This window comes from Streptomyces sp. NP160, from assembly GCF_006335115.1.
Lineage (GTDB): Bacteria > Actinomycetota > Actinomycetes > Actinomycetales > Quadrisphaeraceae > Quadrisphaera.
In genome coordinates, this window is record NZ_VDMJ01000014.1 from 42,318 (window position 1) to 68,023 (window position 25,706).

General features: G+C 75.7%; 22 protein-coding genes. 7 read left to right on the forward strand and 15 right to left on the reverse strand.

Features of this window, described 5'->3' with window-relative positions; translation table 11 throughout:
• Positions 1–46: 46 nt before the first annotated feature.
• The 3 genes from FHN55_RS08670 to FHN55_RS08680 form a co-directional block, all read right to left on the reverse strand.
• Positions 47–1,888, reverse strand: a complete 1,842-nt coding sequence (locus tag FHN55_RS08670; RefSeq protein ID WP_218974478.1) for a phospho-sugar mutase — start codon at positions 1,886–1,888, stop codon at positions 47–49.
• A complete protein-coding gene (locus tag FHN55_RS08675) occupies positions 1,885–2,724 on the reverse strand; it encodes a purine-nucleoside phosphorylase (RefSeq protein WP_218974490.1) in 840 nt (279 codons plus the stop codon). The genes FHN55_RS08670 and FHN55_RS08675 overlap by 4 nt, the downstream gene beginning before the upstream one ends.
• A gap of 103 nt (positions 2,725–2,827) precedes the next feature.
• Complete coding sequence (locus FHN55_RS08680; RefSeq protein ID WP_139711912.1) at positions 2,828–3,304, reverse strand: gamma-glutamylcyclotransferase; 477 nt, start codon at positions 3,302–3,304, stop codon at positions 2,828–2,830.
• 407 nt (positions 3,305–3,711) lie between these two features.
• On the opposite strand from FHN55_RS08680, the gene FHN55_RS08685 reads away from it, so the two are divergent.
• On the forward strand, positions 3,712–5,124 hold the full coding sequence (locus FHN55_RS08685) for an NAD(P)H-quinone dehydrogenase (RefSeq protein ID WP_257570816.1): 1,413 nt from the start codon (positions 3,712–3,714) through the stop codon (positions 5,122–5,124).
• A gap of 76 nt (positions 5,125–5,200) precedes the next feature.
• Here the strand turns inward: FHN55_RS08685 and FHN55_RS08690 are convergent, their stop codons facing one another.
• On the reverse strand, positions 5,201–7,033 hold the full coding sequence (locus FHN55_RS08690) for a biotin carboxylase N-terminal domain-containing protein (RefSeq protein WP_139711977.1): 1,833 nt from the start codon (positions 7,031–7,033) through the stop codon (positions 5,201–5,203).
• A gap of 296 nt (positions 7,034–7,329) precedes the next feature.
• On the opposite strand from FHN55_RS08690, the gene FHN55_RS08695 reads away from it, so the two are divergent.
• The 3 genes from FHN55_RS08695 (at position 7,330) to FHN55_RS08705 (ending at position 9,861) form a co-directional block, all read left to right on the forward strand.
• Positions 7,330–8,694, forward strand: coding sequence for an OFA family MFS transporter (locus FHN55_RS08695; RefSeq protein WP_139711978.1), 1,365 nt, complete (start codon positions 7,330–7,332; stop codon positions 8,692–8,694).
• Complete coding sequence (locus FHN55_RS08700) at positions 8,691–8,876, forward strand: hypothetical protein (RefSeq protein WP_139711914.1); 186 nt, start codon at positions 8,691–8,693, stop codon at positions 8,874–8,876. The genes FHN55_RS08695 and FHN55_RS08700 overlap by 4 nt, the downstream gene beginning before the upstream one ends.
• A 91-nt stretch (positions 8,877–8,967) precedes the next feature.
• The gene (locus FHN55_RS08705; RefSeq protein WP_257570817.1) at positions 8,968–9,861 is read left to right on the forward strand and encodes a glucose 1-dehydrogenase; all 894 of its coding nucleotides are present in this window, start codon (positions 8,968–8,970) and stop codon (positions 9,859–9,861) included.
• Positions 9,862–9,942: 81 nt separating this feature from the next.
• Here the strand turns inward: FHN55_RS08705 and FHN55_RS08710 are convergent, their stop codons facing one another.
• From FHN55_RS08710 to FHN55_RS08735, 6 genes are all read right to left on the reverse strand, one after another.
• Complete coding sequence (locus tag FHN55_RS08710) at positions 9,943–10,968, reverse strand: TIGR03557 family F420-dependent LLM class oxidoreductase (RefSeq protein WP_139711915.1); 1,026 nt, start codon at positions 10,966–10,968, stop codon at positions 9,943–9,945.
• 95 nt (positions 10,969–11,063) lie between these two features.
• Positions 11,064–11,732: a nucleoside triphosphate pyrophosphatase gene (locus FHN55_RS08715; RefSeq protein WP_139711916.1), complete on the reverse strand. Its 669-nt coding sequence runs from the start codon at positions 11,730–11,732 to the stop codon at positions 11,064–11,066.
• Positions 11,733–11,743: 11 nt separating this feature from the next.
• The gene (locus FHN55_RS08720) at positions 11,744–12,229 is read right to left on the reverse strand and encodes a GNAT family N-acetyltransferase (protein WP_139711917.1); all 486 of its coding nucleotides are present in this window, start codon (positions 12,227–12,229) and stop codon (positions 11,744–11,746) included.
• A 21-nt stretch (positions 12,230–12,250) separates the two neighbouring features.
• Positions 12,251–13,732: a dicarboxylate/amino acid:cation symporter gene (locus FHN55_RS08725; protein ID WP_139711918.1), complete on the reverse strand. Its 1,482-nt coding sequence runs from the start codon at positions 13,730–13,732 to the stop codon at positions 12,251–12,253.
• A 211-nt stretch (positions 13,733–13,943) separates the two neighbouring features.
• The gene (locus FHN55_RS08730; protein ID WP_139711919.1) at positions 13,944–15,668 is read right to left on the reverse strand and encodes a DUF885 domain-containing protein; all 1,725 of its coding nucleotides are present in this window, start codon (positions 15,666–15,668) and stop codon (positions 13,944–13,946) included.
• A gap of 118 nt (positions 15,669–15,786) precedes the next feature.
• Positions 15,787–16,509, reverse strand: coding sequence for a PspA/IM30 family protein (locus tag FHN55_RS08735; protein WP_139711920.1), 723 nt, complete (start codon positions 16,507–16,509; stop codon positions 15,787–15,789).
• Positions 16,510–16,733: 224 nt separating this feature from the next.
• Between FHN55_RS08735 and FHN55_RS08740 the strand changes: the two genes are divergently transcribed.
• Both FHN55_RS08740 and FHN55_RS08745 read left to right on the forward strand, forming a co-directional pair.
• Positions 16,734–17,219: a PAS domain-containing protein gene (locus FHN55_RS08740; RefSeq protein WP_218974480.1), complete on the forward strand. Its 486-nt coding sequence runs from the start codon at positions 16,734–16,736 to the stop codon at positions 17,217–17,219.
• A complete protein-coding gene (locus FHN55_RS08745) occupies positions 17,216–18,190 on the forward strand; it encodes a methyl-accepting chemotaxis protein (RefSeq protein ID WP_139711922.1) in 975 nt (324 codons plus the stop codon). Before FHN55_RS08740 ends, FHN55_RS08745 begins: the two co-directional genes overlap by 4 nt.
• A gap of 57 nt (positions 18,191–18,247) precedes the next feature.
• On the opposite strand, the gene FHN55_RS08750 is transcribed toward FHN55_RS08745, so the two are convergent.
• From FHN55_RS08750 to FHN55_RS08770, 5 genes are all read right to left on the reverse strand, one after another.
• Positions 18,248–19,225, reverse strand: a complete 978-nt coding sequence (locus FHN55_RS08750) for an SMP-30/gluconolactonase/LRE family protein (protein WP_139711923.1) — start codon at positions 19,223–19,225, stop codon at positions 18,248–18,250.
• Position 19,226: 1 nt separating this feature from the next.
• Complete coding sequence (locus FHN55_RS08755) at positions 19,227–21,356, reverse strand: TPM domain-containing protein (protein ID WP_139711924.1); 2,130 nt, start codon at positions 21,354–21,356, stop codon at positions 19,227–19,229.
• Positions 21,357–21,853: 497 nt separating this feature from the next.
• Positions 21,854–22,093, reverse strand: a complete 240-nt coding sequence (locus tag FHN55_RS08760; RefSeq protein WP_139711925.1) for an acyl-CoA carboxylase epsilon subunit — start codon at positions 22,091–22,093, stop codon at positions 21,854–21,856.
• Positions 22,090–23,718 carry an acyl-CoA carboxylase subunit beta gene (locus FHN55_RS08765; RefSeq protein WP_139711926.1) on the reverse strand — a complete coding sequence of 543 codons (1,629 nt, stop codon included), beginning with the start codon at positions 23,716–23,718 and terminating at the stop codon, positions 22,090–22,092. The genes FHN55_RS08760 and FHN55_RS08765 overlap by 4 nt, the downstream gene beginning before the upstream one ends.
• A gap of 50 nt (positions 23,719–23,768) precedes the next feature.
• Positions 23,769–24,695, reverse strand: a complete 927-nt coding sequence (locus FHN55_RS08770) for an SMP-30/gluconolactonase/LRE family protein (protein ID WP_139711927.1) — start codon at positions 24,693–24,695, stop codon at positions 23,769–23,771.
• Between the two features lie 62 nt (positions 24,696–24,757).
• Between FHN55_RS08770 and FHN55_RS08775 the strand changes: the two genes are divergently transcribed.
• Complete coding sequence (locus FHN55_RS08775) at positions 24,758–25,630, forward strand: biotin--[acetyl-CoA-carboxylase] ligase (protein ID WP_139711928.1); 873 nt, start codon at positions 24,758–24,760, stop codon at positions 25,628–25,630.
• The last annotated feature ends 76 nt before the right edge of the window (positions 25,631–25,706 follow it).

Below are 25,706 nucleotides of genomic sequence, written 5' to 3' on the forward strand. Positions count from 1 at the left end.
GAGCGACCTCGCGCTGGAGCGCTGCCGGCGGCCGCCGCGGGACCGCTCAGAGGGCGAGCAGGTCCCTCACCGCGGCGCTGAGGGCGGCCAGCCGGTGGCCCGCCGCCTCGCGCGCCTGCGCCAGGTCACCGGGGCCACCCGCTCCGACGGGCTGGACCACCTCGAGGTAGCACTTGAGCTTCGGCTCGGTGCCGCTCGGCCTGACGACGACGCGCCCGCCACCCGCCAGCGTCCAGCGCAGGCCGTCCGTGGCCGGCACGCCGGTGGTCTCGACCGACCCCTCGGACAGGTCGTCGACCTGCTGCACGGCGCTGCCGGCGAGCTGGGCCGGTGGCTGCGAGCGCAGCCGCGCCATGGCGCCGGAGATCAGGGAGAGGTCGTCCACGCGCACCGAGACCTGCCCGGTGGCGTGCACGCCGTGCTGCAGCGCGAGGTCGTCGAGGAGGTCGAGCAGCGTGCGCCCCCGGGAGCGCAGGTCGGCCGCCAGCACTGTCACCACCACCGCGGTCGACACGCCGTCCTTGTCCCGGACCAGCTGGGGCGCCACGCAGTAGCCGATGGCCTCCTCGTAGCCGAACACCAGGCCCGGGGCGCGCGAGATCCACTTGAAGCCCGTCAGCGTCTCGGCGTGCCCGAGCCCGTGGGCGGCGGCGACGCGCCCCAGCAGGCTCGAGGAGACGAGGGAGCAGGCCAGCACCGCGTCAGGGGGGAGGGGGCCCAGCCCGCCGGAGGCGACGTGCTCGCCGAGCACGGCGCCCAGCTCGTCACCGGTCAGCGCGCGCCAGCCGCCTTCGCGAGCGGCGTCGGGCACCGCCACCGCGCAGCGGTCCGCGTCCGGGTCCACCGCGACGACCAGGTGGGCGTCGCGGCGCCGCGCCAGCTCCAGCGCGAGGTCCAGGACGCCCGGCTCCTCGGGGTTGGGGAACGCGGTGGTCGGGAAGTCCGGGTCGGGGTCGGCCTGCTCGGGGACGACCGTCACGTCGCCGACGCCCGCCCGGCGCAGCGCCTCGGCGACGACGGCCCCGCCGACGCCGTGCACCGGCGTGAGGACCACGCGCAGCGCGGAGCGGCGGCCGTCGGCCGGCGGGTCACCGGGAAGGGCCGACGCCTCCCGCAGGTAGGCCTCCAGCACGTCCCCGCCGAGCACCGACCAGCCCCGCTCGGCCCGGGGCACCTCGCGGGCCGGGGGCTGGGCGGCGATGTCCGCGGCGATCTGCGCGTCGGCCGGCGGGACGATCTGCGCGCCGCGCCCGGGGGCGTCGCCGCCGGGCGCACCGACCTCGCCACCCGGGGTGCAGCGACCCCCGAGGTAGACCTTGTAGCCGTTGTCCTGCGGGGGGTTGTGGCTGGCGGTGACCATGACGCCGGCGTCCGCGTCGAGGTGGCGCACCGCGAACGCCAGGACGGGCGTCGGCAGCGGGCGCGGCAGCAGCAGGGCGCGCACCCCGGCCGCGGTCATCACCGCGGCGGTGTCGCGGGCGAACCGCACCGAGCCGTGGCGGGCGTCGTAGCCGATGACGCACATCGGCGGCCCGTCCTCGGCGCGCGCGGGCGCGGCCACCCGGTGCAGGTGCGACGCCAGGCCCGCGGCGGCGCGCACGACCACGGCGCGGTTCATCCGGTTGCTGCCGGGACCGAGCGCCCCGCGCAGCCCGGCGGTGCCGAACTCGAGGTCGCCGTCCACGGCGGAGGCGACCTCCGCGGCGGCCCGCGCGGCGTCGTCGTCCCCGGTGCCGTCGTCACCAGCGCCGTCGTGGACACCGCCGCCCTCGGCGCGGGCGAGCAGCGCCAGCAGCGCAGCGCGGTCGTCGTCGTCGACGTCCCCCTCCGCCCAGGCGCGGGCGCGGGCGGCGGTGCGCGGGTCGAGCAGGGTGCGCGTGCCGCTCACGGGCGAGGCTCGTCGAGCACGCGGCGCACCACCGAGGCGAGCAGGGCCCCGATGCGCGGCCCGGCCGCCTTCCCGGCGTCGATGACCTCCTGCGGGTCGAGGGGGGTCGGGCTGACGCCCGCCGCGAGGTTGGTCACCAGGGAGATGCCGAGCACCTCCAGGCCGACCTGGCGGGCGGCGATGGCCTCCAGAGCCGTGGACATGCCGACCAGGTCGCCGCCCGCGCGCCCCGCCATGCGGACCTCGGCGGGCGTCTCGTAGTGGGGGCCGGGGAACTGCACGTACACGCCCTCGGTGAGGTCGGGCTGCACCTGGCGCGCGAGGTCGCGCAGCCGGGAGGAGTACAGGTCCGTCAGGTCGATGAACGTGGCGCCCTCGAGCGGCGAGGTGGCCGTGAGGTTGATGTGGTCGCTGATGAGCACCGGTGTGCCGGGACCGCGCTCGACGTCGATCCCGCCGCAGCCGTTGGTCAGGACGACGCTCGAGCAGCCCGCCGCTGCGGCCGTCCGCACGGCGTGGACGACCGGGCGCACCCCGCGGCCCTCGTACAGGTGCGTGCGCGAGAGGAACACCAGCACGTCGCGGTCGGCGCCCGAGCCGTCCGTGACGCGCACCGACCGCACCGTGCCGACGTGGCCGAGCGCCGCCGCGGGCGCGAACCCGGGGAGGTCGGTGACGGCGACCTCCGCCGTCGTCGTCCCGAGCAGGTCGGCGGTCACCTGCCAGCCGGAGCCCAGCACCAGGGCCGTGTCGTGGCGCTCCACCCCGGTGCGCTCGGCGATGGCCCGCGCCGCGGACGCGGCGACCTCGAAGGGGTCCACGCCGGGGTCGCCCAGGTCGTGGGCCGGGTTGTTGGAGTGGTCCGGTGCGCCGTGGCCGATCGGGTGCGTCACGCGGGGCACCGTACTGCGGGCGCGTGCAGCGGCTCCTGCTCGGTGGTCAGCCCACGGAGCGGCAGGGCCGGCTGCGCAGCTCCGCGACGTAGTCGTCGGGGGCGCCCGCGGCCTCGGCCGCGTCGGCGAGCATGCCCAGGTAGAAGGCGCTGGGCAGGCCGCCCTCGTAGTCGTCCAGCACGTAGGTCCAGGCGAGCCGCTCGCCCTCGAGGGTGTCCACCCGCACCTTGACCTTGGTGTAGAGGCCGATGTCGACGCCCTCCCACTGGTCCAGCTGCTCGGCGTCGGCGTCGGTGAGGTCGTACAGGGCCACGAACACCTGGTGCTCGACCTCGGCGTCGGGGTCCTCCGAGGGGGGCACCTCGACCACGGTGGCCAGCGCCCCGTCCCAGCCGCGCTCCTCGCCGCCGAACGTCAGCCGCCACCCGCGCAGCCAGCCCGTCTGCTCCAGGGGTGAGTGCGGCGCCCGCACGGACATCCGCTCGGGGTGCAGGTTGCTCGCGTACGCCGCGTACAGCGCCATGAGCGGTGAGGGTAGCGACCAGCCGCTCAGCCGCGCCCAGAGCGGTTGCTTCCCGGTCTGGCGAGGCCGTCGAGGGCGAGGTCCGTCAGTGGACGCAACCCGGGCGGGAGCCTCCGGCGGCGGAGTCCTCGGTGCTCGGCGGCCCCGTCCACGGGTCGGGGAGCCGTTCCTGCGCCGCGCAGGGACCCCTTCCGCCCTCCTCCGGCCGGGTGGCGCGGGGCCCCAGGACCCGGCGTCCTGGGGGCTCGGGGTGTGCTCGTCCGGGGGATGCGGGAAGCGCCCCCGTGCGAGTGAGCGGGCGACTGCCCCGACGGGGGTCACTTCCCGCACCTCCCCGGACGTGACCCCCGTCCCTCCGGCCGCAGCGGTCGCCCTGCTCGGTGACGGGGGCTGAGAGGATGGCGCCCGTGCCTGGTCGAGCCCCACGCGTCGTGGTCATCGGTGGAGGTCCTGGAGGGTACGAGGCGGCTCTGGTCGCCTCCCAGCTCGGGGCCGAGACCACCGTCGTCGAACGCGCCGGGATGGGCGGCTCGACCGTCCTCACCGACGTGGTCCCGTCCAAGACCCTCATCTCCGTCGCGGAGGTCATGAACCTCGCCGCGGAGGCCGAGGCGCTCGGGCTGCGCTTCCCGGGCAGCGACGGGGACCCGGCGACCGAGGAGCCGATCACCGTCGACCTCGGCCGCGTCAACGCCCGCGTCCGCAAGCTCGCAGAGGCGCAGTCGGCCGACATCGAGCGCCGCCTCGCCGCCGAGGGCGTGCGCGTGCTGCGCGGCACCGGCCGCCTCGACGGCACCGAGCGCGTGGTCGCCGACCTCGAGGACGGCGGCAGCGAGACCCTCGACGCCGACATCACCCTGGTCTCCACCGGCTCCTCGCCGCGCGAGATGGACTCCGCCAAGCCGGACGGCGAGCGCATCCTCACCTGGAAGCAGCTCTACCAGCTCGAGCGGATCCCCGAGCGGCTCGTGGTGGTCGGGTCCGGCGTGACCGGCGCCGAGTTCGCCAGCGCCTACGACGCGCTCGGCTCCGACGTCGTCCTCGTCTCCAGCCGCGACCGCGTGCTGCCGGGGCAGGACGGCGACGCCGCCGAGGTCATCGAGGACGTCTTCCGCCGCCGCGGGATGGAGCTCATGGGCCGCTCGCGCGCGAAGGCGGCGCGGTGCGAGGGCGACGGCGTGGTGGTCACCCTCGAGGACGGCCGCGAGGTGCGCGGCACGCACTGCCTCATGGCGGTCGGGTCCGTGCCCAACACCGCGGGGATCGGCCTGGAGGAGGCCGGCGTGCAGCTGTCCGAGAGCGGGCACGTCGAGGTCGACCGGGTCTCGCGGACCTCGGCGCGCGGCGTTTACGCCGCCGGTGACTGCACCGGCGTGCTGCCGCTGGCGTCCGTGGCCGCCATGCAGGGGCGCACCGCCATGTGGCACGCCCTCGGCGACGCGGTGAGCCCGCTGCGCCTGCGGAAGGTGTCGGCGAACATCTTCACCGCCCCCGAGATCGCCACCGTGGGGTGGACGCAGGAGCAGGTGGAGTCCGGCGAGGTAGACGGCGAGGTGCTCATGCTGCCGCTGGCCGGCAACGCGCGCGCCAAGATGCTGGGCATCCGCGACGGCTTCGTGAAGCTGTTCGCCTCCACCGGGTCCGGGCGGGTGCTCGGGGGAGTGGTGTGCGCGCCGCGCGCCTCGGAGCTGATCTTCCCCGTGGCGCTGGCCGTGGAGCACGGGCTCACCGTGGACCAGGTGGCCCACGCCTTCACGGTCTACCCGTCGCTGTCGGGCTCGGTGGCCGAGGCGGCGCGCCGCCTGCACGTCGCCACCTGACCGCGCCGCCACCCGCAGCACGACGGCGGCGCGCCCTGCTGGGCGCGCCGCCGTCGTCGTCGAAGGGGTGCTGCCGTCACCCCGCGGCGGGGGCGTCGGCGATGGTGCAGATGACCGCGCCGGTGGTGAGGGTGTCGCCGACGTCGGCCTTGAGGCCGGTGACCACGCCGTCCTTGTGGGCGGTCAGGGGCTGCTCCATCTTCATGGCCTCGAGGACGACCACCAGGTCTCCGGCGACCACGGTCTGCCCCTCCTCGACGGCCACCTTGACGAGGGTGCCCTGCATCGGCGCCACGAGGGCGTCGCCGCCGGCGGCCTTCGCCGCGGCCGCGGCGTTGCGGGGGCGCTTCTGCTGGCGGCGCGCCGACTGCACGGCGCCGCCGACCTGCGCGCCGGCCTCCATGACCCAGCCCGGCAGCGTCACCTCCAGGCGCTTGCCGGCCACCTCCACCACCACGGTGGAGCGCTCGGCGTCGTCGGGGTGGGCGGCCTCGGGCGCGGGGCCGGACCACGGCGCGGTGGAGCCGGTCCACGCCGTCTCGATCCAGCGGGTGTGCACCCGGAAGCGCTCGGCCCGGCCGACGGCCTCGGCCGAGGAGGCCGGCAGCACCGGGTCGACGGCGGTGAAGGCCGGGTCGTCCACGACGAGGCGGTGGAACGGCAGCACGGTCGGCATGCCGTCGACGGCCATCTCGGCCAGGGCGCGGCGGGCGCGCTGCAGCGCCTGCTCGCGGGTGGCGCCGGTGACGACCAGCTTGGCGAGCAGCGAGTCGAACGCACCGGAGATGACGTCGCCGCTGCGGATGCCGGCGTCCACGCGGACGCCCGGGCCCGAGGGCGCCTCGAAGCGGCTCACGGTGCCGGGGGCCGGCAGGAAGCCGCGGCCCGGGTCCTCGCCGTTGATGCGGAACTCGAAGCTGTGGCCGCGCGCGGGCGGGTCGTCGTAGCCGAGCGGCTCGCCGGCGGCGAGGCGGAGCTGCTCGCGCACCAGGTCGATGCCGGTGACCTCCTCGGTCACCGGGTGCTCCACCTGCAGGCGGGTGTTCACCTCGAGGAAGGAGACGGTGCCGTCCTTGGCCACGAGGAACTCGCAGGTGCCGGCGCCGACGTACCCGGCCTCGCTGAGGATCGCCTTGGACGCGTCGCGCAGCGAGCGCTCCTGCGCCTCGGTGAGGAACGGCGCGGGCGCCTCCTCCACCAGCTTCTGGTGCCGGCGCTGCAGCGAGCAGTCGCGGGTGGAGACGACGACGACGCCGCCGTGCTCGTCAGCCAGGCACTGCGTCTCCACGTGGCGGGGCTCGTCGAGGTAGCGCTCCACGAAGCACTCGCCGCGGCCGAAGGCGGCCACGGCCTCGCGGACGGCCGACTCGTAGAGCTCGCCGACCTCCTCGCGGGTGCGGGCCACCTTGAGGCCGCGGCCGCCGCCGCCGTAGGCGGCCTTGATGGCCACGGGCAGGCCGTGGGCGTCGACGAACGCGAGCACCTCGTCCACGCCGCTGACCGGCCCGGGCGTGCCGGCGACCAGGGGCGCACCGACCTTCTCGGCGATCTCGCGGGCGGAGACCTTGTCGCCCAGGGCCTCGATGGCCGCCGGCGGCGGGCCGATCCAGGTCAGGCCGGCGTCGACGACGGCGCGCGCGAACCCGGAGTCCTCCGAGAGGAACCCGTAGCCCGGGTGGACGGCGTCGGCGCCGGAGCGCGCAGCCACCTCCAGCAGCAGGTCGGCGCGCAGGTAGGACTCCGCCGAGGTGGTGCCGCCCAGGGCGTGCGCCTCGTCGGCGAGCTCCACGTGGAGGGCGTGCCGGTCGGGCTCGGCGTAGACCGCCACGGAGGCGATACCGGCGTCCTTGCAGGCCCTGATCACGCGCACCGCGATCTCACCGCGGTTGGCGACCAGCACCTTGGTCACGCTGCGGCTGGCCCCGCGACCCCCCGTGCGCCCACCGCTGCTGCGACGCTCGGTGACCACGCCTCGCCTCCGCCCTGCTCCCCGGGCGCCCCCGGCGGGCATCCCGGCCGAGCAGCCTAACCGCCGGGCGCACGACCAGGGGCACCAGCGGCCGAGCGGGCGGCGCTCGACTCGCCGTGTCCTCCCAGCGGGGGCACAGTGCGCGGAGCGGGTCGTCCAGCGAGGGGCGGCCCCCGGAGTCTGACGCCGCCGGTGGACAGGGGCCCCGCGGTGCGAGGAGGTGGGCGGTGGCAGCGCTGTCGTTCCTTGACCGCGAGCGGACCGTGGCGCCGCCCGGCTACAGCAGGTGGCTGATCCCGCCGGCGGCCCTGGCGGTGCACCTGTCGATCGGGCAGGTGTACGCCTTCAGCGTCTTCAAGACGCCGCTGCAGGACCACTTCGGCACCAGCGGCACCCCGATCGCGGTGATCTTCTCGATCGCCATCGTCATGCTCGGCCTGTCGGCGGCCTTCGGCGGCACCTGGGTGGAGCGCAACGGCCCGCGCAAGACCATGGTCGCCGCGGCGCTGTTCTTCTGCGGCGGCCTGTTCATCGGCGCCGCTGGTGTCGCCGCGGACCAGCTCTGGCTCGTCTACCTCGGGTACGGCGTCATCGGCGGCATCGGCCTGGGCCTGGGCTACATCTCCCCGGTCTCCACGCTCATCAAGTGGTTCCCCGACCGCCCGGGCCTGGCGACCGGACTGGCGATCATGGGCTTCGGCGGCGGCGCGCTCATCGCGAGCCCGCTGACCAACCGGCTGCTGAACACGTACGCCGGCGCCCCGGAGGACGCCGTCGCGCCGACCATGCTGACGCTCGGCACGATCTACCTGGTGCTGATGCTCCTCGGCGCGTGGGTGGTGCGGGTGCCCGCCAAGGACTGGCGCCCGGCCGGCTGGACGCCGCCCCAGCAGTCCAGCGGGATGCGCTCGGTCGGTGACGTCACCGCGAAGAACGCGATCCGCACGCCGCAGTTCTGGCTGCTGTGGGTGGTGCTGTTCACCAACGTCACCGCCGGCATCGGCATCCTCGAGCAGGCCGCGCCGATGGTGCAGGACTTCTTCTCCCAGATCGACGCGGCCGCCGCGGCGGGCTTCGTCGGGGTGCTGTCGCTGTGCAACATGGCCGGGCGCTTCGTGTGGAGCTCCACCTCGGACGTCATCGGCCGCAAGCGGATCTACATGGTCTACCTGGGGATCGGGCTGCTGGCCTACCTCGGCGTGGTGCTGCTCGGCACGTCCTCGGTGGCCGTGTTCGTGGTGCTCACCGGCGTCATCCTGAGCTTCTACGGCGGTGGCTTCGCCACCATCCCGGCCTACCTCAAGGACCTCTTCGGGGGCCTGCAGGTGGGCGCCATCCACGGCCGCCTGCTGACGGCGTGGTCGGCGGCGGGCGTCGCGGGACCGCTCATCATCAACAGCCTCGTCGACGCGCGGCGCAGCTCCGGCGCGGAGGGCGCGTCGCTCTACCAGCTGCCGCTCCTCGTCATGGTCGGCGTGCTGGTGGTCGGCTTCATCGCCAACGCGCTGGTGAGGCCCGTCGACCCGAAGTTCCACGAGCCGCGCGACCGGCGCGGTGACGACAGCGCCGCGACAGCGCGGGAGGAGGCGAGGAGCCGGTGAGCAGCAGCACGGGGGCCAGCACGGGGGCCAGCACGGGGTCGAGCAGGCCGACGACGAGCGCGCCGTCCCGGGGCCAGGGGTCGGCCAAGGCCGCCGCCGTCGTCCTGTGGGTGCTCGTGAGCGGCGGTCTGCTCTACGGGGTGGTGCAGACCGTCTCCCGCGCCAGCCAGCTCTTCGGCTGAGCCGGCGCCGGGTCGGGCCCGCCGGCCGCCCCGGTCCGCTGACCGTCGAGTCGATCAGCGTGACGGGGCGTCCGGCGGGTAGGGGGCGGAGGTGACCAGCACCCCTGAGCTCATCGACCCGACCACCCGCTACCCGCAGCCCGAGTTCGACCAGGAGGCCCAGCCCGGCCCGGGCCAGGCGTGGGGCATGGACCCGGAGCCCGACCACGGCGAGGAGAGCTACCGCGGCAGCGGCAAGCTCACCGGCCGGCGCGCGCTGGTGACCGGCGGCGACAGCGGCATCGGTCGCGCGGCGGCCATCGCCTTCGCGCGGGAGGGCGCCGACGTCGCCATCTCCTACCTGCCCGAGGAGCAGCAGGACGCCGACGCCGTCATCGCCCTCATCGAGAAGGAGGGCGTCAAGGCCCTCGCGCTGCCCGGTGACATCACCGACGAGGCCTTCGCGACGTCGCTGGTGACGAAGACGGTCGAGGCCTTCGGCGGCATCGACGTCCTGGTCAACAACGCCGGCAAGCAGCAGGCGCGGGAGTCGATCCTCGACATCAGCAGCGAGCAGTTCGACGAGACGTTCAAGACCAACGTCTACGCGATGTTCTGGATCACCAAGGAGGCCGTCAAGCACCTGCCGGCGGGCTCCTCGATCATCAACACCACGTCGGTGCAGGCCTACCAGCCCTCGCCGACCCTCGTCGACTACGCCAGCACCAAGGCGACCATCAACGCCTTCACCAAGGCGCTCGCGGGCCAGTTGGCGGAGAAGGGGATCCGGGTCAACGCGGTGGCCCCGGGCCCGGTGTGGACGCCGCTGCAGCCTGCGGGTGGCCAGCCGGAGTCGGCGCTGCCCGAGTTCGGCGCGCAGACGCCGCTCGGCCGTCCCGGCCAGCCCGCCGAGTACGGCGCCGCGTACGTCTACCTCGCCTCGAACGACTCCAGCTACACCACCGGATCGACGCTCTCCATCACCGGTGGGATGCCCACCCCCTGACCCACCCCCTCCTGACCGTGATCATGGGCGGTCGGCCACCTCGCCGGTGGCCGACCGCCCATGATCACGATGGAGGAGGGGTCAGGAGGACGACGACGGCGTGAGCGCCCGGAACGCGGGGATCAGCTCGGAGGCGGCGAACTCCAGGAACCCGTCCGGGTCCGGACCGGCGTTCTGCGCCACGAGGTGGTCGTAGCCGGCGTCGACGAACTGCTGCCCGTTCGCCACGTGCTTGGCCAGGTCCGGCCCGCACGCGAACTGCCCCGCCACGTCGGCCTTGGTGACGAACGCGGACGCCGCGTCGAAGTTGACGGGGTTGGGCAGCTCCGCCATGACCTTCCAGCCCGTCAGCGCCCAGCGGCTCTTCTCCAGGACGGCGTCGACGGCCTCGCCCTCGGTCTTCGCCCAGGCCAGCGGCACCTCGCCGTACACGGGGCCGGAGCCGCCGTCGCCCTTCCAGGCGCTGATGAAGTCGGCGTCGGGCTCGGTGCCGAACAGCCCGTCGCCGAGGTCGGCGGCGAGCTTCGCCGACGCCGGGCCCGAGCCGGCCACGGCGATGACCGGCAGCGTCTCGGGCAGGTCGAAGACGCGCGCGTCCTCCAGCTGCAGGTGCTTGCCGGAGTAGGACTGGTAGCCGCCCTGCCACAGCAGGCGGATGATCTCGAGGGCCTCGCGGAACCGCTCGTGGCGCTCGTGCACGCCGCGGAAGGCCGGCTCCCCGATGACGTGCTCGTTGAGCCGCTCACCGGCGCCGACGCCGAGGGTGAACCGCTCGTCGGAGAGGATCTGCAGCGTCGCCGCGGCCTGGGCGACGATCGCCGGGTGGTACCGGTAGGACGGGCACGTCACCCCGGTGACCAGGCCGATGCGCTCGGTCTTCGCGGCGATGTTCGCGAGCATCGCGAAGGTGAAGCCGGAGTGCCCCTGGCTCTCCAGCCACGGGTGGTAGTGGTCGCTCATCTCGACGAAGTCGAAGCCCGCCTGCTCGGCGGCGACCGCCTGGCGGACGACCTCCTTGGGGTCGAAGGCCTCGGTGGCGAGCTTGTAGCCGACCTTGAGGCCGGTGGAGGTCGAGGGGGCTGCGGTGCTGGAGGTGCTCTGGGTCATGCGCGCCCCCTACCCAGCGCCCCCTGGACGCAACCGAGCGCCTGGTTGCGGTTNNAACCGCAACCAGGCGCTCGGCTGCGGGAGAGGGGGGAGCGTCAGCCGCGGGGCGCCCAGAGGTCGGTCCAGCGGACGCCCACCTCGGCCAGCAGCTCGCGCAGCAGCGGCAGCCCGATGCCGACGACGGTGTGCGGGTCTCCCTCCACGCCCCGCACGAACGCGCCGCCGAGGCCGTCGAGCGTGAACGCGCCCGCCACCGCCAGCGGCTCGCCGGTCGCGACGTAGGCCTCGAGCTCGGCGTCGGGGACGTCGGCGAAGTGCACGGTGGTGGACGCGACGGCGCCGAGCGTGGCGCCGGTGACGGGGCCCTCGTCGTCCTCGCGGGCGTCGACCAGCCAGTGGCCGGTGTGGAGCACCCCCGAGCGCCCCCGCATGCCCCTCCACCGCTCGAGCGCCTGCGCGGCGTCAGCGGGCTTGCCGTAGGCGACCCCGTCCAGCTCCAGCACGGAGTCGCACCCGACGACGAGGACGCCGGTGTCAGGAGCGCCCTCGGCGTCCTCCCAGCGGGCGGCGACGTCCTCGGCCTTGGCCTTGGCGAGGACCAGCGCGACGTCCTGCGGGTCGGTGACGCCGTAGCGCTCGACGACGGCGGGCTCGTCGACGCCCGAGACCAGCACGAGCGGCTCGACACCGGCGGCCCGCAGCGTGGCGGCGCGGGCGGGGGAGGCGGAGGCCAGCAGGAGGCGCACGGGCGCAGCAGCGGTCACGGGCGGCGACGCTAGCCGAGGGTCTTGAAGAACCAGAGCTGAGCGTCGGCGTTGTCGTTGTACGGCGCCACCTCGGTCCAGCCGGTGCGGCGGTACAGGCGGGTGGCGGACTCGAGCTCCGAGCGGGTGTCGAGCACGAGGCGCGTGGCGCCGCGGGAGCGCGCCCAGCTCTCCACGGTGCCCATGAGCCGGGTTCCCAGGCCCAGCCCCCGGGCCGCGGACGAGACCCACAGGCGCTTGAGCTCGACCGCCGGCCCGTCGGCCAGGGCGACCGCGCGGGCGCCGACGCACCCCAGCACCTCGCCGTCGCGCCGGGCCAGCCAGAACGCGCCGTCGGCGCCGGCCAGGTCGCCGTCGGCGTCGAGCGGCAGCCGCCAGGTGGTGCCCATGGCGGCGGACACGTCCGCGGAGAACGCGGCCCGCGCCGCCACCGCCTCGGGGGCGGTGGGCGGCGCGGGCTCGACGGTGACGGCGCTGACCTCGCCAGTGGTGCTCACAGAGCGCAGTGTTCCGCAGCGTCAGGCGCGGGCGGCGGGGGAGCCGTTCGAGCCCGCCCCGACGAGGGCGTCGTCCTGGCCCTCGGCGGCGCGGGCCCCGGCAGCGCGCTCCTCGCCCTCGGACAGGAACGCCGGCAGCGTGCGGCCGTCGTAGCGGTCGCGGTCGAGGATGCCCTCGCGCTTCGCGACGATCGTCGGGACGAGCGCCTGACCTGCGACGTTCACCGCGGTGCGGCCCATGTCGAGGATCGGGTCGATCGCCAGCAGGAGGCCGACGCCCGCCAGCGGCAGGCCCAGGGTGGACAGGGTCAGCGTCAGCATGACCGTGGCGCCGGTCAGGCCGGCCGTCGCGGCGGAGCCGACCACGGAGACGAACGCGATGAGCAGGTAGTCGGTCCAGCTGAGGTCCACGCCGAAGAAGCCGGCCACGAAGATCGCGGCGATGGCCGGGTAGATCGCGGCGCAGCCGTCCATCTTGGTGGTGGCGCCGAGCGGCACGGCGAAGCTCGTGTACGCGCGGGGCACGCCGAGGTTGCGCTCGGTCACCCGCTCGGTCACGGGCATGGTGCCCACGGAGGAGCGGGAGACGAACGCCAGCGAGATCGCCGGCCACGCGCCCGCGAAGAAGCGGCGCACGCCGAGGCCGTGAGCGCGCAGCAGCACCGGGTAGAGCACGAAGAGCACCAGGGCCAGGCCGACGTACACGTCGACGACGAAGACGCCCAGCGGGCTGAGCGCCTCCCACCCGTAGGTGGCCACGGCGCGGCCGAGCAGGCCGACCGTGCCGAGCGGGGCGAGGCGGATGACCCACCACAGCACCGTCTGGACGACGGCGAGGGCGCTGCGCGCGAAGGCCAGGAACGGCTCGGCGCGGTCGCCGGTCCTCAGCGCGGCGACGCCGACCGCGATCGCGATGACGATGAGCTGCAGCACGTTGAAGCTCAGCGACGTGGTCGAGCTGACGTCGAGGTCGGCGCCCGTCCCCGTCGTCGTCGTGCTGGTGGAGGCGCCCAGGCCGAGCCAGTTGCTCGGGACGACCCCCTGCAGGAAGTCGAGCCAGGAGCCGGTGCGGCTGGGCTCGCCGGCGGCGCTCTCGTCGACGCTCGACCGCGTGCCGGGGTCGGTGAGGACGCCGATGGTCAGGCCGATGGCCACCGAGACGGCGGCGGTGACGGCGAACCACAGCAGCGTCTGCCCGGCCAGGCGCGCGGCGCCCGCCACCTGGCGCAGGTTGGCGATCGACGTGATGACGGCCAGCAGCACCAGCGGCGGGACGAGCGCCACGAGCAGCGTGACGAACGTCGAGCCGGTGGTGTCGAGGGCGGTGACGAGCCAGTTGTCGGGGGCGCCGTCGACGACGGGCCCCATCTCGCGGGCCACGAGGCCCAGGACGACGCCGAGCACGAGGCCGGCGATGACCTGGGCGCCGAAGGGGACGCGCCCCAGGCGGGAGAGCGGGGACGACGGGCGAGGGCGCGCGGGAGCGCCAGGGGTGGAGGACACGGGAGGGCCTTCGGGTCGAGCGACGGGGTGGCGACGGGCGGCCCCGAGGGGCCGTCGGTCACCGACAGCGGTCGCTCGCGGTGCGCAGGAGGTCGACGTGGAGGCGCCGGGTCAGGTCGTGGCCCCGACGCTCCCAGGTCTCCCAGGCAGCGCGCACCCCGGTGCCAGCACGGGCCCACCCGCTTCTGTTCCCGCGGGCCGCCCCCGGGCGTCAGGCGGCGAGGGCCCGGCGCAGCACGTCCAGCGGCACGGAACCGACGTCGAGGGCGCGGCGGTGCCACGCCTTGAGGTCGAACTCCGCACCGGAGGCGGTGGCGCGCTGCTGCGCCTCCGCGCGCAGCTGCAGCCACACGCGCTCGCCGAGCTTGTAGGCCGGGGCCTGGCCCGGCCAGCCCAGGTAGCGCAGGTGCTCGAAGCGCAGGAACTCCTCGGCCTGGAACGTGTGGCCGGACAGGAACTCCCACACCTTCTCGGCGTCCCAGGTCCCTCCGCCCAGCTCCGCCGGGGCCTGGAGCCCGCAGTGCAGGCCGATGTCGACGACGACGCGCGCCGCCCGGAACAGCGACCCGTCGAGCATGCCGAGGTGGTCGGCCGGGTCGTCCAGCCAGCCCAGGTCGGACATGAGGCGCTCGGCGTACAGCGCCCAGCCCTCGGCGTGCCCGGAGGTGAAGCACATCATCCGGCGCCAGCGGTTGAGCGTGGCGCTGCGGTACATCGTCTGCCCGATCTGCAGGTGGTGCCCGGGCACGCCCTCGTGGAACACAGTGGTGCGCTCGCGCCAGGTGCCGAAGCGCTCCACCCCCGGCGGCACGGACCACCACATGCGGCCCGGGCGGGAGAAGTCCTCGGTGGGCGGGGTGTAGTAGATGACCCCCGAGGAGCTCGGGGCGATGCGGCACTCCAGGCGCCGCACCGGCTCGGGGACGTCGAAGTGGCGGCCGGCCAGCGCCTCGACGGCGCTGTCGGACAGCTGCTGCATCCACGCCTGCAGCGCCTCCTTGCCCACCACCTGGCGGGCGGGGTCCGCCTCGAGCAGGGCGATGGCCTCGCGGGTGCTGGCTCCGGGGGAGATGTGCTGCGCCGTGGCGCTCATCTCGGCCTCCAGGCGGGCGACCTCCTCCAGGCCCCACGCGTAGGCCTCGTCGAGGTCGAGGGTGGCGCCCACGTGGTGGCGGCTGAGCAGGGCGTACTCCTCGCGGCCCACGGCGTCGTCCTCGCGGGCGACCGGCAGCACGTCCTCGCGCAGGTGGCGGGCCAGCTGCTCGTAGGCCTCCCGCGCGGAGCGCACGCCGGCGCCCAGGTCCGCGGCCAGTGCCGCGCTCGGCTCGGTGCCGTCGGGGCGGGCGCCGGCTCCGAGGCGCGCGAAGGCGCCGTCCTCCGCCACGAACCCGCTGATCTGCCCGAGCACGGCCTCCACCTGCCGGCGGGCCGGCGGGCGGCCGGCGGCGATCCCCGCCGCCAGGGACGCCCGGTACTGCGCCAGCCGCTCGTCCGTGCGCCCCAGGCGCGACGCGATCGAGGCCCACTGCTCGGCGGTGTCGGTGGGCATGAGGTCGAAGACCTCCTGGGTGCCCTGGACGGGGGAGTCGATGACGTTGAGGACGCCGACGTCGAGCCCGGCGTCGTGGACGGCCACCTCCAGGCCGAGCCGGTCGCGCATCGCGGCGACGGTCACCTCGTCGGTCGCGTCCTGGGCCACCGACGGGTCGGCGGCGAGCGCCTCGAGGGCGGCCAGCGTGCGGCGCGCGTGCTCGGCGCGGGCGCCGACGGCCTCGGGGGAGACGTCGGTGGGCTCGTCGGTGCGCCCGGGCAGCCCGTAGAAGACCCGCACGTCCGGGTCGAGCTCCACGCTCTCGGTGAGGTAGCGGTCGGCGAAGGCGTCGACGGCGGACGGCGTGCGAGACGGCTGGTCGTGCGGGGTCCTGCTGGAGGTCACGGGTCCCACGCTAGGCGCCGTCGCCCGGCGTGGGGACACGGGGAGCCGCAGCCGAGCGCCCGGCTGCGGTTCCGCGAGGGCCGGGAACCGCAGCCGGGCGCTCGGCTGCGACAGGGCGTCAGTCGGTGGAGGTGCCGCCCTTGAGGGCGGCCAGGCGCAGCTCGACCTCGGTCTGGTCGGAGTCGACCTCGAGCGCCTCGAACTGCGCGTCGAGGCTGGACGCCGCCAGCTCCTCCTGGCCGCGCATGCGCGCCTCCTCGCGGCGCACCTTCTCCTCGAAGCGGGACACCTCGCTGGTGGGGTCGAGCAGGTCGACGGCCTTCACGGCGTCGTGCACCTGCGACTGCGCCGCGGCCATGCGGGAGCGGGCCACCAGCTCGTCGCGCTTGGCCTTCAGCTCCTCCAGCTTGCGCCGCATGCCCTCCAGACCGGTCTTGAGCTTCTCCACCACCTCGGTGCGCGAGGCGATCTGCGGCTCGAAGCCCTTCGCCTGGCCCTCGGCGTCGATCTGGCGCTGCAGCGCCACGCGCGCCAGGTGGTCGAACCTGTCCGCCTCGGTGGCGTTGCCCTGGCCGCGCAGCTGGTCGGCCTTGCGGCTGGCGGCGCCGGCCTTGCCGCCCCACTCCTTCGCGGTGGCGACGGCCTCGGCGTGGTCGTCCTCCATGAGGCGCAGGTCACCGATGGTCTGCGCCACGGACTGCTCGGCCTCGCGGATGGCCTGCGTGTAGTCGCGGACCATCTGGTCGAGCATCTTCTGCGGGTCCTCGGCCTGGTCGAGCAGGGCGTTGATGTTCGCCCGGACCAGCTGCCCGACCCGTCCCAGCAGCGACTGCTGCGCCATGCCAGCTCCCACCTCGCGACTGCCCGGCCGCGGGCGCGGCGGGCCGTGCGAGCCAGCATGGCCGACCTCGTGGGGACGCCGCCAGGCAGGTGCTGCCGGCGCCAGGTGGTGGCCTCAGGAAAGATCTTGGACGACGACTTTCAGTCGATCACGTCTCCCTCCGAAGAGACACCATGCCCAGTCCTTCAGGGGTGGAGCGGACGCTGGGGCCGGACGAGCTCATCGTGAGCAAGACGGACCTCCAGGGCCGGATCACCTACGCCAACGAGTCGTTCCTGCGCATCGGTGCCTTCACCGAGGACCAGGTGATCGGCCAGCCGCACAACATCATCCGGCACCCGGACATGCCCCGAGCGGTGTTCAAGCTGCTCTGGGACACGGTGCAGGCCAAGCAGGAGCTCTTCGCCTACGTGGTGAACCTCGCTGCCGATGGCGCCCACTACTGGGTGCTCGCCCACGTCACGCCGTCCTTCGACGCGTCCGGCGCGGTGGTGGGGTACCACTCCAACCGCCGCAGCCCCCACCCCCAGGCCCTGGCCGCCATCAAGCCGATCTACCAGCAGATCCTCGCCGAGGAGGCCCGCCACTCCGGCGCTCGCGCCGCGACGGCCGCGGGCGCCGAGCTGCTCGCCCGGCTCGTGGCCTCCTCCCACGGCTCCTACGACGAGTTCGTGTGGTCCCTCGAGCCGCAGCTGGCGGGTGCCCGGTGAGCCCGCTGCTCCGCGGGTCCCGCGGCGGTCGCGACGGCGGCCCCGCCGCCGAGCTGGCCGTGCACCGCGCGCTGCTCGCCGAGGTCCGCCGCACCTGCCGCTCGGTCGCCTCCGGCGACCTCGAGGCGCGCGTGCGCCCGGTGCCGGGTCTCGACACCGCCGCGCACGCCGACGAGCTGGCGGCGCTGCGCAACGAGGTCAACGCCGCGCTCGACGTGGCCGACGCCTTCGTCCGCGAGTCCAGCGCGTCCCTGACCGCGGCGGCCGAGGGCCGCTTCCACCGCCGCTTCCTGCTGCGCGGCATGCCCGGGTCCTTCCGCACCGCGGCGGTGACCATCAACTCCGGCGGGGACGCCGTGCGCCGCGCCGCGGAGGACGTGGCGCAGGCCGGCACCGCCCGCCTGGCGCTGGCGGACGACTTCGAGGCCTCGGCGGTCTCCACCACCCGCGAGGTGGGCGCCGCCACCCAGGTGCTCAGCGCGGCCGCGGCCCAGGCCACGACCTCCGCCAAGCACGCCGCCGACGAGGCCGACGCGGCCCGCCGGACCATGGAGGACCTGTCGGCCAGCTCGGACAGGATCCGCGAGGTGGTGGCCGTCATCGACTCCATCGCCTCCCAGACCCGGCTGCTGGCGCTCAACGCGACCATCGAGGCGGCGCGCGCGGGGGAGGCCGGCAAGGGCTTCTCCGTGGTCGCCTCGGAGGTCAAGGACCTCGCGGACCAGACCGGCCGGGCCACCGAGCAGGTGACCCAGCAGGTCGAGGCGGTGCAGGTCGCCAGCGGCTCGGCCGTCGCCGTCATCACGCGCGTGGTGGAGACCATCGCGCAGATGAGCGACGTCATCGCCGACATGGCCACCTCGGTGGACGGCGGCGACAGCGCCACCTCCGGGCGGGTGCGCGGCCTGGCCGACACCGCCCGCCAGCTGGAGTCGCAGGTGGTGGAGCTGCTCAGCGGCATGCGCCGCTGACCCGCAGCCTGCCCCGGACTCCCACGACCACGGTGGTCGTGGGAGTCCGGAGCGGCCTCAGCGGGGCTCGGCGCTGCGCACGGCGGTCGAGATGCGGTAGAGCGACGTCGAGGCCGTGACGTACAGGTCCTGGCCGCCGGAGGCGTTGTCGGGGCCGAAGCAGACGTTGGACACCTTCTCCGGCACCGCGACCCGCCCGATCAGCTCACCGCTGGGCGCCAGCACGAGCACCGCGTCCTCGCTGGAGCACCACAGGCGCCCGGCGGTGTCCACGCGGAAGCCGTCGACCACGCCCCGCTCGCACACGTGCAGCACGGCTCCGCCGGTCAGGCGCCTGCGGCCGTCGTCGCCGACGACGACGTCGAACGCGCGGACGTGGTGGGCGCTGTCGCCCTCGCGGTCGCTGATCTGGCCGGTGTCCGCCACGTAGAGCACCCGCTCGTCGGGGGAGAACGCCAGGCCGTTGGGCTGCTCGAGGTCGGTGGCCACGGCCTCCAGCTCGCCGTCCGGGTCGAGCCGGAAGACGTGGCAGCCGCCGTACTCGCGCTCGCCGGGGTGGCCCTCGCCCGGCTGGAACAGCCCGTAGGTCGGGTCGGTGAACCACACCGAGCCGCGGCTGTCGACGACGACGTCGTTGGGGGAGTTCAGCCGCGCCCCGCGGTAGCGGCTGACCAGCTCGGTGAGCTCCGGCTCGCCGTCCTGGCCGTCAGCGCAGGGGCGCTCCAGCTCCACGCGGCGGCGCCCGTGCGAGCACTGCACCACGCCCCCGCCCGGCCAGCGGGTCCGCCCGTTGGTGTGCTCCACGCCGCTGCGGTGCACACCGCTGGCGCCCGTGGCCGGCTCGTAGAACAGGATCCGGTCACCCGGGATGTCGCTGAACCTGACCACGCCCTGACCGCCGGGACCCTCCTCGGGAAGCCACACCGGTCCCTCGGTCCAGGTGGACCCGCCCACCAGGTGCTCCAGCCGGGCGCCCGGTGCGAGCAGGGGCACCAGCGCCTCGTCGACCCCGCCGTCACGCGTCGTCGCGCTCATGTCAGAAGCTCCCGCCGCCGCCGAAGGACCCGCCACCACCGAAGCCTCCGCCGCCGCCGAAGCCTCCGCCACCGCCGCCCCAGCTGCCGCTGCCGCCGAAGCCGCCGCTGCGGCCGCCGCCCCCGCCGGACAGGATGCCGCCGAGGATGCCGCCGATCACCGCGCCCTCGAAGGAGCCGCTGCTGCCGTACCGGCTCCTGGTCGGGGTGGACCGGTAGCCGCCGCTCCAGCCCGACCACGAGTCGAGGTCGTCGTCGGCTTCGCGCTGGGCGCGCTCGGCCATCGCGTCCGCCTGCTGCGCCGCGGCCAGCGCCCGCACCGGGTCCGAGCCGGCCAGCTGCTCAGCGGTGGACAGCTGCTCCTCGGCCCCGGCCAGCAGGGCCCGGGCCTGCCCGCCGACCGCGCCGCGGCGGGTGCGCACCAGCGACCGCGCCGCGGCGACCTCCGCGCGCGCCGCCGGCAGCGCCTGCTCCAGCTGGGCGCGGGCCCGGCCGGCGCGCTGGCCCTCCTCGCGGGCCCCCGCCAGCGCCGAGTCCAGCGCGGAGTCCGCCTCGTGCACGCGGCGCAGCGCCGTCTGCGGGTCCCGGGCACCGTCCGCGCGCGCCGACGACGCCGCCTGCTCGGCACGGCCCACCGCTCCGGCGAGGTCGCTGCTGGCCGCCCCGCCACCAGCCGCCTGCACCGCGCGCGCCTCGGCGAGGTCCGCGTCCAGCTCCGCCAGCGCCCGGGGCAGCGCGTCCACCGAGCTCTGAAGGTCCCGGGCGAGGGCGTCGACGGCGTCGAGCAGCTCAGCGGTCTGCCGCAGCGCGTCGCGCACCGCCTGCACCGCCACGGCCGCCTCGCCGGCGGCACCCGCCGCCTGGCGCTCGCGGGCGGTGGCCAGGCCCTGGGCGGCGAGGTCGAGCAGGCGGGAGGCGTGCTCGTCGTCGCCGTCGACGCTGCTCGCCGCGGCCGGCGCGTACCGCGCCTGCAGGTCGAGGAGGTGCCGGCGGGTGTCCGGCAGCCGGTCGGCCAGGCGGGAGCGGTCAGCCTCCAGCGCCGGCAGCACGTCGGGCAGGCGGCGCTGCAGGTCGCGCAGGGCCTCGAAGGCGTTCGACTGCTCGTCGAGCGCGGCGTCTGCGGCCTGCGCGTGCTGCAGCTGCTGCGTGAGGAGCGTGCGGCGGGCGTCGTCGTCGAGGGGTCTGCCGCTCCCGTCGCTGCCCGCGGGGTCGGCGAGGCGACGCTGGATGGCGAAGGCCTGCGCCAGCTCGGCGCGGGCGCGCTCGACGGCGGCCACGAAGGGAGCGGTGGCCGCGTCGCCGAACTCCGCGCGGGCGAAGCCCAGCTCGGCGTCGGAGCCGTCGAGGGCGTCGTCGGCGGCCACCACCGCGGCGGACGCCTGCCGCTCCAGCTCGGGCAGCGGCACCGGGGGCGCCTGCGGAGCGCTGCCGCCGCCCGGTCCGCCGGGTCCGCCCGGTGCGCCGGCCAAGCCCGACCGGCGGCGCTTCCGGGAGGCGCTGGAGACCAGGCCCAGCACGAGCAGCCCCAGGCCGAGCACCAGCACGAGCCCGAGGACCACGAGCCCGGTGGGGAACCCGGACCCGCTGGAGCTGCCGCCGTCCGAGGCGCCGTCCCCGGAGCCGGAGCCCGACCCCGTGCCGTCGGCGGCGCGGCCGAGGCCGTTGACCGCCGCGGTGACGGCGCCGTCCCAGTCGCTGCGGCCCAGCGCCTGCTTGACGTCGCCCTCCATGACGGAGGACACCTGCGACTCGCTGAGCCGGCCGCCGGTGAACCCCTCGTACCCGAAGGACCGGTCCTGCACGGCCACCGCCAGCAGCACGTCGCTGCCGGACAGGCCGCTCTCCTGGGCGGTCTGCCGCGCCCACGCCGGCCCCTGCTCGCCGTCGAAGGAGTCGACGAAGACGACGTGCAGGTCGATGCCCGCGGCGTCGCGCAGCGCCTCCAGCTGCTGCTGCGTCGAGGCCTGGTCGAGCACCCCCGCGGTGTCGGTGAGGGCGCTGTCGAGGCGCTGCGGCGGCTCGGCGAGCGCCGGCGCGGCCAGCCACAGCCAGCAGACCAGCGAGCAGGTCGACGAGAGGAGCAGGGCGAGGGCGGTGGCCGTCAGGCTGCGCGCTCGGGCGGTGCGGGGCACCCGCCGATCCTCCCGTGGCCGCCCGCGCGCCGTCCACGGGGCGCCAGCCCGCCTGCCGGACCCGGCGCTTCGTCGTCGTCACTCCGCCCCCGTGCCGGTCTGGGGCCGGTGCGGGTGCGCCCGGACCGGGCTGGCGCACGCCCAGGACGACGACGAGGGCCGGCCCGGCCCACCGTCCCGGTCGCTGCGCGCCGGGCCCGGAGCCGCCCGGGCGACGCGCACCCGGCGTCTGCGGCGCCGGACCCGGGCGTCCGCTCGCGGGCTCCGCGGCTGACCTCGGTCACCTCCGGACGTGACCGAGGCCAGTCGCGGCGGGGCGCTCCCGGGGCGATGCTGCTGGAACTGACCGGGGTCGGTCGCGGGTGCGGAAACCTGCTGCGGCGATGCCGCCGCACCTGACCGAGGTCACCTGCGGGAGGGCGGTCGGCGCGACCGACAGCGCGCGCTCCCCGCGGCGCGGGTGCTCCGCGCGGGCGGGGGCCAGCGGGCGGGGGCTCTCAGCGGCGCCAGGCGGCGGCGCGCCAGGCGCCGGGACCCGGCGCGGGGGGCACGCGCAGCAGCGCGGCCCTGTCCGCCCAGAGGTCGGGGCCCGGGTCGGGCTCCACCGCGCCGCCCCGGACCGAGGCGGCCGCGGCCAGCGCCGCGACCAGCGCGACGACCTCCTCCTCGGTCGGCCCGCCGGCGACGACCCTGACGACGTCGTCCTCGGAGGGGCCGGAGGTCCCCGAGACGCTCACAGCGGGATGTTCCCGTGCTTCTTGGCGGGGAGCTGCTCGCGCTTGGTGCGCAGCGCCCGCAGGGCCCGCACCACGTGGGCACGGGTGGCCGACGGCTCGATGACGTCGTCGACGTAGCCGCGCTCGGCCGCCACGTACGGGTTGGCCAGGCGCTCCTCGTACTCCTCCACGAGCCCCGCGCGGACCGCGGCGACGTCGTGCCCCTGCTCGGCGGCCGCCGACAGCGTCCGGCGGTGCACGATCTCCACGGCGCCCTGCGCGCCCATGACGGCGATCTGGGCGGTCGGCCAGGCGAGGTTCACGTCGGCGCCGAGGTGCTTGGAGCCCATGACGATGTACGCGCCGCCGAACGCCTTGCGCGTGATCACCGTGATCTTCGGGACGGTGGCCTCGGCGTAGGCGTACAGCAGCTTGGCGCCGCGCCGGATGATGCCGTTCCACTCCTGCTCGGTGCCCGGCAGGAACCCGGGGGTGTCGACCAGCGTGATGACCGGGATGCCGAACGCGTCGCACAGCCGCACGAAGCGCGCGGCCTTCTCGGAGGCGTCGATGTCGAGCGTGCCCGCCAGCCGCGCCGGCTGGTTGGCGACGACGCCGACCGAGTGCCCCTCCACGCGCCCGAACCCGACCACCACGTTGGGCGCGAACAGGTCCTGCACCTCGAGCAGCTCGCCGTCGTCGAGGACGTGCGCGATGACCTCGTGCACGTCGTAGGGGACGTTGGCGGAGTCGGGCACCAGCGCGTCGAGCTCGAGGTCGGCGTCGGTGACGAGCAGCGGGTCGGCGTCGTCCAGCGGCGCCAGCACCGGCGGCTCGGACAGGTTGTTGCTGGGCAGGTGCGCCAGCCAGTCCTTGACCCAGGTGATGGCGTCGTCCTCGGACGGCGCCATGTGGTGCGCCACGCCGGAGACGGCGTTGTGCGTGTGCGCGCCGCCCAGCTCCTCCATGGCGACGTCCTCGCCGGTCACCGTGCGGATGACGTCCGGGCCGGTGACGAACATGTGGGAGGTCCCCTCGACCATCACCACGGCGTCGGTGATGGCGGGGGAGTAGACGGCGCCGCCGGCGCACGGGCCCATGATCAGCGAGACCTGGGGGACGACGCCGGAGCCGCGCACGTTGCGCAGGAAGATGTCGCCGTACCCGGCCAGGGAGGAGACGCCCTCCTGGATGCGGGCCCCGCCGGAGTCGTTGATGCCGATGACGGGGCAGCCCACGCGCAGCGCGTGGTCCATCACCTTGACGATCTTCGAGGCGTGCACCTCGCCGAGCGACCCGCCGGAGACGGTGAAGTCCTGGGAGTAGACGACGACGGGGCGCCCGTCCACCGTGCCGTGGCCGGCCACCACGCCGTCCGTCGGCGGGCGCTCGGTGCGCCCGGCCGCCGGGTCGCCGAACAGCGCGCGGGTGTGGGCGCCGACCTCGACGAAGCTGTCCTCGTCGAGCAGCGCCTCCAGGCGCTCGCGGGCGGTGCGCTTGCCCTTGGCGTGCTGGCGCTCCACGGCCCGCGCGGAGCCCGGCGACAGCGTCGCCTCGCGGCGGGCGCGGGCGTCAGCCAGCTTGCCCGCGGTGGTCCGCAGGTCGGGCCCGGAGGTCTCGGGGGTGCTCGCCGCCGTCGAAGTCACCCCGCGAGGGTAGTCACCGCCGCGCCCGCCCCGGCGCTGGCCAGCGGGTCTCAGCCGCCGAAGCGCAGCGGCGGCAGGGCGGCCACCTCCACGGGGAGGCTGAACACCGAGCCCGACGCCGGGTGGGCGTCGAGGTCGATCCCCTGCGTGGAGGTGGTCACGTAGAGGACCGCGCCGCCGCGGGTGCCGTCGTCGCCCTCTCCGGTCCCGCCCAGCGTGCAGGCGGTGACCCCGGGCACGCCGACCTCCACGCGCTCGCTCAGACCGCCCGCGGCGTCGAGGCGGACGACGGCGCCGGCGCCGTTGAGGGCCACCCACACGCCGCCCTCGGCGTCGACGACGAGGCCGTCCGGCACGCCCCCGGGGTCCCCTCCGAGCGCGTCGGCCAGCCGGACCCAGGGCTCCCGCTCGAGCACCTCTCCGGTGTCCGGCGCCACGTGCAGCAGGGCGATCTCCCCGGACGGGGAGTCGACGTGGTAGGCGCGCTGCCCGTCGGGGCTCCACGCCAGCCCGTTGGGGATGGTGAGCCCTTCCAGCACGGGACGGGCGCTGCCGTCGGGGTCGAGCCGCCACAGCACCCCGACGGGCTGACCGCCCTTGCCGCTGTCGCCGTAGGCCATGGACCCGCAGAAGAACCGGCCCTGCGGGTCGCAGCCGCCCTCGTTGAAGCGCAGGTCGGGGTCGTCCCACAGGGGGGCGAGCATGCGGGGCTCCTCGCGGCCCGCGAGCAGGTCGTCCGCGCTGGAGAACAGCGCGAACCGGCGGCGCGCGGCCACCACCCAGCCGCCCTCGCGGCGGGGCCGCACGCACGCCAGCGCGTCGGCCACGTGCTGCGTGCTCGCAGCGCCCCCGGGTGCGACGGCCAGCAGGTCCCCCTGCTCAAGGTCCACCGCGAGCAGGCGGCCGCCGTCGGCGTCCCAGACCGGGCCCTCCCCGTGCTCGGCGATCGGGTCGGTCAGCTGCGCGGCGGTGGGCACGCCCCCGACGCTAGGGGAGGACGACGACGACCGCGCAGCGGCCGTCCGGCGAGGATGGGCGGGTGAGCACGAGCCCCGGCCGCTGGAGCGACCTCGACCGCCCGCCCCTGGCCGCACCCGCCCTGCGCACGGCGCTCCTGGCGCCGGCCGGCCCGCTCGAGCGGCTGGAGGTGGTCGGGGAGGTCGGCTCCACCAACGCCGAGCTGCTGGCCCGCGCGGGTGCCGACCCGGGGGCCTGGCCCGCGCCCGCCGTGCTCACCGCCGACTCCCAGACCAGCGGTCGCGGCCGCCTCGGGCGGGACTGGGAGGCGCCGCCCCGCTCGGGCGTGGCGCTCTCGCTGCTGCTGCGCCCGCAGGTGCCCGTCGAGGCGTGGGGCTGGCTGCCGCTGCTGGCGGGCGTGGCCGTGGTGGGCGTGGTCCGCGACGTCGCCGGGCTGCCGGCGCGGGTGAAGTGGCCGAACGACGTGCACGTGGAGGACCGCAAGCTCTGCGGGATCCTCGTGGAGGTGCTGCCCGGTGCTGCCGGCGGGGCGCCGGAGGGCGTCGTCGTCGGCGTGGGGGTCAACACGACCACCTCGCGCAGCGAGCTGGACGCCGGGGGGCTGACCGCCGCGACCTCGCTGCGCCTGGAGGGCTCGGCCACCACCGACCGCGACGTGCTGGTCCGGGCGCTCGTCCGGGCGCTGCTGGCCGAGGTGCGGCGCCTCGAGCGCGCCGGGGGGGACCCCGCCGGCAGCGGGCTCGCCGCCCGCGCTGCGGAGGCCTGCTCCACCCTCGGCCGCGACGTGGTGGTCCACCTGCCCGGCGGTGCCCGGCTGCGCGGTGCCGCGGAGGGGCTCGACGGCGACGGGCGCCTCCTCGTGCGCCGCGCCGGCGCCGATCCGCAGGAGGCCCCGACGGCCGTCTCGGCCGGTGACGTCGTCCACGTCCGCTGACCCGGCTGCTGACCCGGCTGCCGACCCGGCTGCTGACCCGTCCGACGCTGCGCGGCGCGCCGGACGCGCGCCGGTC